The sequence below is a fragment of the Klebsiella sp. JN_Kp126 genome (assembly GCF_033843325.1).
GTDB lineage: Bacteria > Pseudomonadota > Gammaproteobacteria > Enterobacterales > Enterobacteriaceae > Klebsiella > Klebsiella michiganensis.
The window spans coordinates 55891-68870 of record NZ_JAWXQV010000090.1; the positions used below are offsets into that span (position 1 = coordinate 55891).

The 12980-nt window shown below is 42.9% G+C and carries 10 protein-coding genes and 2 pseudogenes; all 12 read left to right on the top strand.

Annotated elements, in window-relative coordinates:
- Positions 1-179: 179 nt before the first annotated feature.
- The 12 genes and pseudogenes from SIK97_RS24340 to SIK97_RS24400 all read left to right on the top strand — a co-directional run bounded on the left by SIK97_RS24340 (position 180) and on the right by SIK97_RS24400 (position 12972).
- Entirely contained in the window at positions 180-584 is a 405-nt protein-coding gene (locus SIK97_RS24340) for a hypothetical protein (protein ID WP_014226465.1), read from the top strand.
- Entirely contained in the window at positions 581-2440 is a 1860-nt protein-coding gene (locus SIK97_RS24345; RefSeq protein WP_057173728.1) for a hypothetical protein, read from the top strand. Before SIK97_RS24340 ends, SIK97_RS24345 begins: the two co-directional genes overlap by 4 nt.
- Positions 2441-3285: 845 nt before the next feature.
- Positions 3286-3372 (top strand): annotated as a pseudogene (locus SIK97_RS24355) (type VI secretion system contractile sheath small subunit); the annotation flags it as partial.
- 117 nt (positions 3373-3489) lie between these two features.
- Entirely contained in the window at positions 3490-5064 is a 1575-nt protein-coding gene (gene tssA, locus SIK97_RS24360) for a type VI secretion system protein TssA (RefSeq protein ID WP_057173730.1), read from the top strand.
- A gap of 101 nt (positions 5065-5165) precedes the next feature.
- Positions 5166-5645, top strand: coding sequence for a hypothetical protein (locus tag SIK97_RS24365; RefSeq protein ID WP_057173750.1), 480 nt, complete (start codon positions 5166-5168; stop codon positions 5643-5645).
- A gap of 599 nt (positions 5646-6244) precedes the next feature.
- A pseudogene (locus SIK97_RS24370) lies at positions 6245-7090 on the top strand (DUF6387 family protein).
- A gap of 280 nt (positions 7091-7370) precedes the next feature.
- A complete protein-coding gene (locus SIK97_RS24375) occupies positions 7371-7577 on the top strand; it encodes a helix-turn-helix transcriptional regulator (RefSeq protein WP_038875572.1) in 207 nt (68 codons plus the stop codon).
- A 20-nt stretch (positions 7578-7597) separates the two neighbouring features.
- Positions 7598-7912, top strand: coding sequence for a hypothetical protein (locus SIK97_RS24380; protein ID WP_057173734.1), 315 nt, complete (start codon positions 7598-7600; stop codon positions 7910-7912).
- A gap of 282 nt (positions 7913-8194) precedes the next feature.
- Entirely contained in the window at positions 8195-9397 is a 1203-nt protein-coding gene (locus tag SIK97_RS24385; protein ID WP_057173736.1) for a tyrosine-type recombinase/integrase, read from the top strand.
- A complete protein-coding gene (locus SIK97_RS24390; protein WP_057173738.1) occupies positions 9390-10700 on the top strand; it encodes a site-specific integrase in 1311 nt (436 codons plus the stop codon). Before SIK97_RS24385 ends, SIK97_RS24390 begins: the two co-directional genes overlap by 8 nt.
- Positions 10697-12571, top strand: a complete 1875-nt coding sequence (locus SIK97_RS24395) for a hypothetical protein (RefSeq protein WP_057173740.1) — start codon at positions 10697-10699, stop codon at positions 12569-12571. Before SIK97_RS24390 ends, SIK97_RS24395 begins: the two co-directional genes overlap by 4 nt.
- Positions 12572-12585: 14 nt before the next feature.
- Positions 12586-12972 (top strand): hypothetical protein, encoded by a 387-nt coding sequence (locus tag SIK97_RS24400; protein WP_001062153.1) that lies wholly within the window; start codon positions 12586-12588, stop codon positions 12970-12972.
- Positions 12973-12980 lie beyond the last annotated feature (8 nt).

Consider the following 12980-nt stretch of genomic DNA (forward strand, 5'->3'; position numbering starts at 1 on the left):
ATAAAAATATCGTCCTGCACCTGGATAATTCCCATTCCCGACCTGGTTAAAAAATGACCTTTTTGTGTGTTTTTTCTGAATTAATGTTAAATCCAACGCCTGACGTTGTTTGTTAAAATTTTTTCTGCTGCAATCGACAAATATATTTTTGACGTATTTTTTTTCTAATGGATGGGAAGATGATAAGAAATAGCTTATTGGCATTGGTGTGCATTTCTGTAGGTTTATTACAGGGGTGTACTAATGGTAAAAAACCGCAGAGCGCACTCATAAAAAAAGATGTCATTCAAAATGAACAGCCCGCGCAGGTTCCTGCTTTACAGCAGTGTATCCAGGATGCCGACGCTTTAGTTAAGCTCGATAAAAAGTTTCAGCAGGACTCAAACGAGCTATATGGTTTAATCAATGACGCTAAGTTTTATGCTTCTGTTTCAGACCAAACCTCCGCCAGCGTAAAATCAACGATTACACCGCTTTTTGAATACAAGATAAACGATAAGTGTAATAGCATTTCGCAGAAATTAATTAAAGAGTTTGAAAGCCGGGCAAGAAAAGCTGAACTCAAGGATGGGCTAGCCAGATGATGGACGCTAAGGGGAAACTGAATATATGCAATCTACGAGGTCCTGCGATTGTATTTGCTCTTTTTACCCTTATTGTTGTGTTTCCTGCTCGTGCTGAGCCGGGAGACTTCCTTGATAATATATCGAAACTCGAAATAAACAATCCGCCGGCCTCAGGCGCCGCCAGCGGGGAGTCGGTCTCGTCTAAGCAAAATAACGATAGCCCTGATAAAAAAACGCCTCAGAAGCAGGACGTCGTCAGAAAAAAAAGTCATCAGAATAAAACAGAGAGTACGATTAACGCTCTGCGGAAACAGAATGCGGAGCTGAGCGCTGCCGCCAAAGCGGCGGAGAAAAAGCACGCTGAAACGACGCGCGAACTGTCGGCGCAGATCGCCGCGCTGAAGGCTCAGAGTGAACAGCGTGTACAGAAAGAGAGCGGCGAAACTACCGCCGTGAGCGCGCTGAGCAAAAAGAACGCCGAGCTGGCCGCCGCTGCCGAAGCGGCGCAGAAAAAACTGGATGAGACCACCCGCTCGCTGACGGCGCAGATCGCCGCATTGACGGCACAGCGTGCACAGAACGAAAGCGGGCAGACCACCGCGCTTGATGCGCTGAGCAAAAAGAACGCCGAGCTGGCCGCCGCTGTCGAAGCGGCGCAGAAAAAACTGGATGAGACCACCCGCACGCTGTCGGTGCAGATTGCCGCGCTGAAAACGCAGAAGGAGCAGAGTGAGAACCTGCAGAAATCGACGATCGATACGCTGACGGGAAAGAATCTGGAACTGCGCGCCGCTGCCGAATCTGCACAGAAAAAGCAGGATGAGACAACCCGCGCGCTGTCGGCGCAGATTGCCGCGCTGACCAAAAAGAACGCCGAGCTGGCCGCCGCCGCCGAAGCGGCGCAGAAAAAGCAGGATGAGACCACCCGCGCGCTGTCGGCGCAGATTGCCGCGCTGAACAAGCAGCGCGTGGAGAGAGAAGGTCAGCAGAAAACCGCGCTTGATGCGCTGAGCAAAAAGAACGCCGAGCTGGCCGCCGCCGCCGAAGCGGCGCAGAAAAAGCAGGATGAGACCACCCGCGCGCTGTCGGCGCAGATCGCCATGCTGAACAAGCAGCACGCGGAGAGGGAAGAGCAGCAGAAAACCGCGCTTGATGCGCTGACCAAAAAGAACGCCGAGCTGAACGCCGCCGCCGCAACCGCGCAGAAAGAATATGATGTTTCAGTCGCTGCTTTAAACGACAAAAATAAAAAATTACAGTCTACGCTCGATAGCCTGGCCATCAAGCAAAGTGATTTAAGCCTTGCGGATAAAAGTCATAAAAATGCCTATGCGCTCGGCGTTTTCTACCTTACCCAGGCGCTATCCGATGTGAATAAAATGGCCGACAATAATGTCAAGCTGGCGCCTTCAGCGTTGGTTTCCGGGTTTAACGACGCTTATAATAAAAAACTCAAAATTAAAGAAAATGAAATAGAAAGTATCGTTAACATGCTTAACGAACAACTATCGTCTAAGTACGTCGATATTGAAAAAAGAATCATGGCAAAAATCAAAAATAAAAAATATGAGATTTTGCCTAATGGCGTATATTTTGTGGTTGATAAAAAAGGAAAGGAGCCGTACAAGTCGAATGAGACTTTGTCTATGAATATCCTTGAGAAGAAGCTTGATGGTACGCCGATACTCAATACGATGAATTCAAAGATGGTTTACGATAAGCAAATCGATCCGCTAATGGCCAAAGTATTATCATCCGGATTAAAAGGGGGAACGGTCACGCTATATGGACAGGCCGGCTCGCTGTATAGCAGCACGCCAGCGGACCTGAACCCGGATACCTTAATCTCCATTACCTTCGAACTCATTCCCTGAGCGATCAATAGCGGCTCCCCGCCGACTTGCGTATCCGCAAAGCCATCGCCCGCATACCTGGGGTTGTCAGTCAGATGTCCGGGACGGACATCATGGCTGCAACTATCGCCTGGCGGACAGAATATTGCCCATCGCGCTTTCAACCGATCGCTTCCGGCAGCAGTCAATCCAGCTGCATGAGGTTTGACTCAAAGGCGGTGACGCCCGAGGCCTCTCCGGCGTAATGCGCCGCGTCGTCATACGGGGCGAGGTGTGAAAAGCAGCATATTACCATTCTCAACGAGTATGAAGACGGAACTGCGATCCTGTCCCTGTTGCTTTCCCAATGAATCCCGACTTGATATCTGCCGGATATTATTTGTGAATTTTATATTAATCTTGCCAGTCATTAATTATAACCATATTTATGCCCAGAGCTGGGCGGTTTACAGACTGTAAACCATAAAAAAATAATTTATTTCACACTTCGCTATTCGCGATGTTTTCAGTGTCAGGAGTGATCTTTATTTCCGCTGCACATTGATTTGCATCAATCAACTCTGTCTATTCAGATATGAATTTAATTCATATTCCTCTGGCAGGTATACACTCAGCCTTTATTGTAAGCAAAAGGTTGTTATTACATACCGGCTTTGTTTGTCTGATGCGTTTCATTTTTACATTTGCCTTAAGGTGTCTGAGGAAAGTCTTATAATGGACTTTGGGGCCGGCAGGTTGATATTTTTTGGCGCTTTGCTCTACTATATCCTGGTCATCACACGCCGTTATGTTTAACTCATTATTCCTCACGGGAAGGGACCGCTATGGCTGATACGTTCCAGAATGAGGTGCCCAGGGCACGCATTTTCAGAAAAGAGTTCGAAAAAATCCTGAAAGACCCGGCGCTAACGCAGGAATTACGCGACGAAATCAGCGCGCTGGCTCCGAAATAAACGGCGTGCGTTATTTAATAGATTAACCGGGAATATGCTGGACGCGCAGGTGGCTGATTCCGTGGCCCGAACGGCGCTGGCAGCCGGCCCGGCGCTGACCGGAGAGGAGATGTACTGATGGCCAATGTTTATACTCTGATTTCAGTCTGTCAGGCCGCTGCTGATGCGCTGGTGGTACAAACGCAACAACGTCTGCTGTTGTGGAACAACTGGCTGCAGCCGCTGTCAGCCGATAAACCCGCGGGGGACGATCCCGGCTACGATGATGATTTCCAGCTGATGCGCGAAGAGGTGAACAAGATCACCGGTGCGGATAGCGATCTGATTTGTAGGTTGGCCGAAAAACTGCTCACCACCGTGACCAAAGATATTCGCGTTGCCTCATATTACGCGTGGGCGCGGCTGCACCGGGATGGCGAAAGCGGTCTGGCGGACGGACTGGAACTGCTGGCCGGGCTGATGCAGGGTTTTGGCGAGCAGCTGCACCCGCTGCGGGAGCGCAGCCGAAGGGCCGCATTTGACTGGCTCGCCGGACAGCGGATGCTTGACAGCCTGTCGCTGTACCCCGAGGCCGGCAGTACTGATGCCTTGCGTATCAGCGGCGCATTATTGCTGATGGAGCAGGCGCAGGAGGGGACCGTCCCCGATGCGTTGTGCGGCGTCCTCGAGACTCGTCTGTTGAAGTCGGGCGGGCCGGATGCCGTCGTGCCGCAGAACGTCAGCGATGTTTCGCCCTCTCAGGCAAACAACTATACGCCGGCGCTGAGCCCTATCACCTCCGGTCAGGAACTGCTGACCCAGGCGCGTATCCTGGCGAAATATCTGGGAGACCAGCCGGAGGGCTGGCTGGCCGCTCACCATCTGATGAAAAGCATCCGCCACGACACGTTATATCAGCTGCCGCCGCTATCAGCAGAAGGCAGAACCCGTATTGAACCGCCGAAGCCGGACCAGCGGGCATTGCTGAAGCGGTTGTATCTCCAGCAGAGCTGGACGGAATTGCTGGAACAGGCTGACGGGATGTTTTCTCGTGGCGCGAATCATCTGTGGCTGGACCTGCAGTGGTATATCCACCAGGCTCTGCTGAAGGCTGGGCGGGAAGCGGAAGCCGCTATTATTCAGAATGACCTGAAAGGGCTGCTGACCCGGCTGACGGGGCTGGAAGGACTGGCATTTAACGACGGCACGTCGTTTGCCGATGAGGTCACGCTGAACTGGATACAACAGCAGGTGCTGGAGAACGCCGCAGGCTGGCGGGATGATACTGCCGCCAGCGCCGCTACCGCATCCGGCGATGACGATATTCTGCTGCTGGAGCCGGAGGCCCTCGCGGTTGCCGACAGCGACGGCCCGGAGGCGGCGCTGGCCTGGCTGCAGAACCGCCCGGGTATCACCAGCGTGCGCAGCCGCTGGCTGCTGCGCCTGCTGATGGCGCGTATTGCCGAGCAGACCGGCAAAAATGAGCTGGCGCAACACCTGCTGGCGGAACTGGGCGCGGATGCTGCCGGAATTCCGCTGGCACAATGGGAGACAGGTCTGCTGTTCGAAGTCAAAGCCCGCCACCTCAGGCTGCTACGCATGAAGGCCGGGCGCAGTGAAACCGACAAAAACCGCCTGCAGTCTGCTATGGACCGCCTGCTTGCCGAGCTGATTGCCATCGATCCCGCCCGTGCCGCAGTGCTGTGCGCTTAATCTGTTTACGAAAATAAGGTGGCGGGAGCGGCGATGAAAAAAAGAGAATGCGGCTTCAGCGCATATCTCACAACGTATTAAAAGTTAACGGGGACGATAACGTGTCGGCCAGAGAACGTTTTTTTAAGAAAGTGCAGCAGAATTTCGAGAGCACACCGCCCGGCAATAAATCCGCTGAGGCGGAAATTCAGGCATTCCGCCGCCGGATGGATGCGCTGGTGCAGCAAATCAGCCAGTGGTTTGCGGCTTCCGGCATTGAGGTCATTCTATCAACAAAGCATATTCATGATCTGAGCACGATCGGCTATAGCCTGAACAGCGGTATATGCCGTTATGACATCACCACACTCCGGCTACAAAACGGCGATCGTCACGTCAGCATAGTACCTGAACAGCTCTGTCGAGGTGTGGAAACGGGCTGCATGACAATGCGGGTTAATGCCCCTGGTATCACTCAGCTGTTTTACCTGAGCATGGCGCCGGAAACGGGCTGGTTTATCCGCCACGAACATCAGAGCGAAAAAGAGAATGTCATCATGACGGAAGAGCTCTTTTTCCACGCCGTTGATTGCCTTGCGTGAATAGTCGCAGCGGTTTCTCATATTGTGCAGGCAACCGTTGCCTGACCCATTACAGATATTCGTGCTGTCTGCTCTGAAGGCTTCATGCTTGTGCTTTCAGCCGCAATGAGCTTCTTAATGAGTTTTGCCATTTTAGGACCCGCGTTTTTTGGCTCTTTTCTCCTGGAGCCCAAAAAGGCACCACAAGGCTGCGGTCCTCAGTCATTCCCGCCAGACCGATACAGACACAAAAAAGCCCGCAGGGCTTGCGCCGTGCGGGCTTTCAGAACTTCATCGGATGACTCTGGTAATCACCGATGGAGAATTTTGGGCTGGCGTCCCTGTAATTAGTTATTCAATTCACTGATTTATATATTTATTTTGACTTTGTATTTTATGGGTGGTTCTAAAAAGGAACCATAAATCTTAATGGTATGAGTTCTCACGATTAGCTGATTGGCAAATTGTATCAAAAGATAACCAATCCTCAGTTCAACTCCCAGTAGGTAGCTGAACTGCGTAAGCAGGATCTGCTTTCCACCGATTAGTGTATACGGTAGTTTTTCAGCATAACTGAATTGTACCCGTAGGACAGTACTATCATAGGTGGAGAATGAATTTTGAACAATTGGTCACCAGAGCATACAAAAGACATCAAGAGTTGGTTTAAGATTGATACATATCGTAAATTTGAAGACCTCTCATTGATCCAGTTCTAACATGAGATATGGGCCCGAAACTTGTTCTTTAAGGAGTATAGAGAAGAGTTTGAGAGCAGAACTCTTATGGGTTACTTCTCAAAGATATTCAGTGGCAACCCTTTTTTAATCGAAGAAGGGCAACTGGGATACATGACTCCTGCTAACAAACTTTTCCAGCCACCCCATTTTTTTCTAACAACCCTTGATCGCCTTGCTGAAACGAGCATTATTGCAATGCAACGTGGAGGTTTTCTTTGGCATGAAGGTGACAATTATTCTATAAACGCAGAGCTTCGAGAGGAATCACTTTCAGACATTATGCCAGATCAGTTTACACGAACAGTCATGTTCGAGATTGATTTGGCAAGTGGCACAGACGAAGAGATTGCAGAGTCGCTTAAAGCTGCATTACCGCAATGGCGTAAAGTAAAGGGTATTGATGAAAACCCATTGGAATCTGTTCGTTTTGGATACGGAACTATCAAGAAACTCATCAGTTATCGTGTAATACCCATGCTGGATATCCTGGTGTGGGCAGCCGTTAAAAAAATCCGTGTCTCTGACGACAGGTTATCCAGACTACTATATACAGACGATGACGAAGAAAGCGAAATGAGGCAGTCCAGCCAAATCAAAGATACCGACAGGCCTTTGGCTCTTAAATCCTGCACAACTGACTTTATCCGACAATTCCATTACTTCATGAACAAAAATAGCCATTTGAAGCAAATGAAAGTCGCTGAGGTAATGAAACTATCGGATTAGTTTATATCCGTAACTGTTTGTTTTTATTTATAAAAAAGAAACTCAAAGCATCATTTTAAATGATGCTTTTTTTGCGATTTTTACTTTAAACCGGCCATTTTGCCACTTGCTATAAAACAGGGGAATTTCAGCTACTCTCAAGTTCCCCTGTTCTGTACGGCACCAACTTCGAGAGAACCATCCTGCATAGCAGCAAGGAACCTCCGCTTCAGGAGTCTCACTCCTTTCTTTTCCCAAGTGTTCGTATAGTGACTTCACCGCAACGACAAGGGAAAACAAAATGAACAATCAACCAACTCGCCTCATACGCCTACCAGAAGTTCTCGAACGAACTGGCTACGGAAAAGCATGGATCTATCGTCTGATCAACGATGGCAAGTTTCCTGCTCCTGTCAAAATTGGAAGTCGTGCAGTAGCTTTCGTTGAAAGTGAGATTGATACCTGGATTCAGTCTGTAATCGAAACAAGTCGAAATAATGTTGCTTAGTTAATTTTGGGAGACATGTTATGAATATCGAAGAATTTGTGAGTGAAGATAACCATATGTGTAATCTGGGCCAGGAACTTTTCTGTAAAATCTTCGAACCCGGAGCGATTTACGATTTACCTGATAATGAATTTAACAGAAAGATTGTTTACTGGTTAAGCCAGTATTTAGTGGGGAATCTAAGAGAACCGTTAGATTCGATCTCTGAGCTTAATATTTTCGAACAGTTTTATGTGTATGAAACATGGTTCTCGCTAATTAAATGTCCCGTTGAAATGAAAAATCTTTCAAAGCGAGTAATTCAATATCAGATTGGGCTGAAAACTCTTTTGTAAAAGTGTAAAGTTTGGTCCCATATTTTGGCTTAAAACCTTACAAAATAACTTACATAATTTTGGTTGCCGTTTATTAGCAAGGCAGTGAGATAGTTTTCGATGTATTAGGTGTACATAATAATAACTAGATCTACCAGATGATAATTTGACAAGAATAATCGTCTATCTCACTGTTTTAATTTAAATAAATATCTTAATCGGTCCAAATAAATTTGTAAATCTACGAAATGCTTATTATTAATATATTGGAATTATACTTTTTGTAAAGTTTAGGAGGAAAATATGTGCAGTATTTGTGTGGATTCTTTTATGTTCGAAAATGGTGAGAGATATTGTCATGTTGTAAATAAAGATACTGGTGAGCCATTGTATTATCCAAACTTGTATATAACAACACAAGTCAGGAATCGGTCAGAGTCTATATCAACAATGAAGGTTATCGCTGGGAGCATTTCATTGTTATATCGATTCTTTATGAGAAAAAATATCAATATTGATGAAAGAATCCAGAATAAGCTGTTTCTCGCTCCTCATGAAATTGAGGATTTGATTGAATTCACTTCATTAAATTTCCGAGATGGAGGGGATGGTAATTTTATGGTTTCAAATGTCAAAAAACCAACTAAGTATTTTCGCATTACAACAGTCGCTAACTATCTTGAATGGTTGTGCAAAATACTTCTTTCACATGCAGGTCAGAAAAATACTCTCAAGGAAGTAATGGCTTTCATTAATAACATAAAAAGAAAGAAACCAAGGAATAATGATAAATATAATATGGAAATCGAAAAAAGCTTAGACAAAGCACAATTAGATTCTTTATTCAGCATACTTTCGCCAGGGAGTAACTTGAACCCGTTTACGGAAAAAGTGCAACAAAGAAACAATCTAATATTCCTTCTATTACATTGCTTTGGTTTGAGAGCAGGTGAACTTTTGAATCTGCGTATTGGCGATATTGATTTTGCAGAATCAACAATCGCAATAAGAAGGAGAGCAAATGATAAAACAGATCCACGAGTTTATCAGCCATTAGTGAAGACGTGTGAGAGAAAATTAATTGCTGACACAAAACTTATATATGAAATTTCAGATTATATTTTGAATGATCGTAGGAAAGTTAAAAATTCTAATAAGCATGATTTTCTGTTTATTACCTATAAGGAAGGGAAGACCCAAGGGCAACCTCTGTCATTTTCCTCATACCATAAGATAGTGAGTGTTGTTCGTCAATCATCCTCACTTCTAAGTGGATTAACAGGTCATAAATTACGACACACATGGAATTATGAGTTCTCAAAATCAATAGACAAGGCCCAAGATATATCCGATGAAAAAGAACAGCAAATCCGTTCTTATCTCATGGGATGGCGACCTGGTTCAGATACTTCAATAATTTATAATCGCAGGCATATTTTTGAACTATCGAAAAAAACTGCACTTGAACAACAAGAGCAACTATTCAAAGGAGGATTTGATGAATAATTTAATTAAATATAAATCTGATAAAATGTCTTTGCATGAACATAAAATCGTCAGTTCGATTGAAAACAATGGAATCAATCTTACAAACTTAATGTATGCTATGAACGAAAATTTGGTTTGTGGATTTGTATATACAGTACAATATTATTTTAATAGCAACAGCTATTTGTATGTGAAAAATATTGTTAGAAATATGGAGAGTCTTATCCGTAAACTATCTCCTACTCATATTGATGATAAGGTTCTAATTGAATATCAAAATAAGAAATTATCAAAAGCCCCAGCATCATTTCGTGTTTTACGACCATTTTTGATTAAATGGTTTGAGTTAGGATATCCTGGAATAGATGAAAGTGCGGTAGAACTGTTAAAGCATTTGGACCTAAAAATAAAAAAATCTGGTCAGTCTGTGCTTCAAAATGATCCAACAGAGGGATCATTAACTAAAGAAGAACATACTTCTTTGATTAAGGCTATGAATCATTCATATAGAAAAGGTGAACTGTCACTGCCACATTATGCAATATCACTATTGATCAGCCTTACAGGTAGAAGACCTCAGCAGTTAGTTATGTTGAAATATAAAGACCTTCTTCAAAAGAACTTAGATAATGGAAAAGTAGAATATGTAATTTCAGTGCCACGAGTTAAACAACGGGGTAAAGAACTACGATATCGAGAACTTGCAATAATATCAGAGGTTGCATCAATTGTTCAATTGCAAGCTAATCAATCAGTGAAACTTGTTGAGCAAGCTCTTGGAAAAAGTCTTGATGATTATTCTAAACGAGAAGTTCCTATTTTTTTAAATGAGGAAAAACTCTCGGATTTATCCATAACAGGTTCAATTCTTCTGGAGTATAATAAATTATATGCGAAGCCTACAATTGCTAATGTAGCATTGAAAAGTATTGTTAATAATGGGGGTATAATATCCAACCGTACCGGTTCGATACTAAATGTTACTCCTCGTAGGCTTCGTTATACAATAGCAACTTTGCTGGCTAAGGATGGGCATAATGTTAATACTATAGCTGAATTATTGGATCATTCCTCTACTTCAAGTGCGGGGATTTATATTAAAAATCATGCTGACAGTGTTGAAAGGATTGATTCCGTAGTTTCAGAACAGTTGTCATTTGTCGCTGATATTTTTATGAATGGAATCACTTCGAAAGAGAATTATCATATTAAGTTTTGCTCTTCAAGAAAAAGCATAAGTCAGAATTTAAATAAAAATTTCCCTTGTGATAAATGTGCTTTCTTTATGCCAGTTGATATTGATGAGGTAAATGTCAAATGAATAATATTATTTTATTTAAATCTAAAAAACAACTTACGGCAGAAAGCAACTATAATGAATTTATAAAGTTTTGTCGCTATCAACTGACCGGACTAACCCAAACTCAGGATTGGGACCAGTATGCCTGGAAAGGATATGTCACATTTAGAAAAATAGGGGTTGGAAATAAAGTCTTTGATTCCAATGATGCAATGCACGAAGATTATATCAAGTTTGCGAAAGCATATATTAGATATCAACACTCATTGAAACCTTTGAAAAATTATGGGGCTATTATGATGGCCTTGCGATGTCTCGAACAGGCTCTTTTGCAGGTTCAGAACACGGGGCTCATTTATAATGTTACAGCCGTTGTTTTCGATGAGGCAATGCAGATCGGAAGTAAATATTTTGAAGGTAACGTTTTGGCTAAATGTGGAATACAGCTTGAAAAAATATCAAAGTTTCTATGTGAACATAATCTTGTGAAGTCAGGATATATCTCATGGAAAAACCATGTAAAACAGAAAGTCAAAAATAATTACCTACCTGAGATCGAGGATTATCACCGACGCGATAAGTTACCAGATGAAGAGGCATTACTCGCTATTGCTGATATTTTTTCTAAAAATGATGAGTTACTGAGCCCAAGGGATAAGTTCACTAGTTCAGTATTTGCACTTCTACTTTGTTGTCCGAGCAGAATCTCTGAGATTTTAGCCTTACCTGCTGATTGTGAGATTACACAAATAGATGGCAAGGGTATCGAAAGATATGGGTTGAGATTTTATTCGGTTAAGGGGTATGGCCCTAATATCAAATGGATTCCACGGGTTATGATACCAGTTGCAAAGAAAGCGATTAGAAGATTACTTTCCTTATCACAAAATGCAAGAGCACTTGCTCATTGGTGCGAAAATAACCCTGATAAATTTTACCGACATGAGCTTTGCCCAACAGTTGATGAAAAAACTAAATTGACCGTTGTACAAGTTTGCCATGCACTGGGGTATCATTTATTTGATCATAAATCATGTGTTTTAAAAATTAAAAGAACGAGTTTGGATGGTGGAAAAAGTTTCTTAAACTCCAATGATTATAATTATTCATTGTGCGAACTATGGGAAATGATTAGTTCTGGTTTTAGCAGAGACTTTCCATGGTACGATAAAGAGAAATCTATAAGATTTAGTAATGCTTTATGCTTGCTCAATGCTGATCAATTTTCTTTATCACGAATGGCTTCAATTTTCATATTTTACAAACCGACTAAAAGTTTCTTCTTTAGCGATATACAAAGTAAAAGAAGCTTTGAGGTGGGGTATAAAAATATATTTGCACGATATGGCTATTATGATGATGAGGGTAAACCACTACTTATTCGCTCACACCAACCACGGCACCTATTAAACACAATAGCCCATTATGGTGAAATGTCTGAACTGGATATAGCTAAATGGTCTGGTCGTGTCAATGTGAATCAGAACAGAGTTTATAATCACGTGTCAGAAGAAGATATGTTAGATAAAATCAAAACTATTAAATTGAGCATGGAAAATTATTGTCAAAGGAAGTCAATACCCACAAATGAATTGACAGTTGATTATAATAACCTGAATCAAGGAGCAATTCACTTAACAGAATTCGGCTACTGTGTGCATGACTATTTAGTTCATCCTTGTACTAAAATCAATGAATTTATAGAATATGATAATGAAACACTGGACATGAAATCAGTAGATAGTATTAGACTGGAATCAATCCGAGAAAAATTAATGCAATTGATAAATATAACTCAGATCGCTTTTGAAAATGGTGACTATGGGGCTGATAAATGGTTGCAGCACCACGAAAAAAACTTGGAAAGAATAAATAAACTTTTGAATAATTGAAACAGGAGATGCATATGGCAAAACATTTAAACAGGAGTGAAATAAAGGCAATTACACACATGATACTGACTTGGGACGGCAAAATCACATGGAGTGATTTATGTGAATCAGTTTATAAGAATTTAAACAGAACTATCACAAGGCAATCTTTAAGTGCTCATGATGAAGTTGTTGAAGCATATAGAACAAAGAAAAATTTGTCCAATTTGAAAAAATCAGGCCTTAAAAAACCAGCTAATTTAACGATTGCGGCACAACAAATATTAAATCTAAAAGCCGAAAATGAAATGTTAAAAAAACAGAACAATAGATACAAAGAGCAATTTAGTTATTGGCAGTATAATGCTTATAGACATGGTCTCACTATGGAACAATTGAATAGACCATTTAATAAAAAATAGCAATTGAT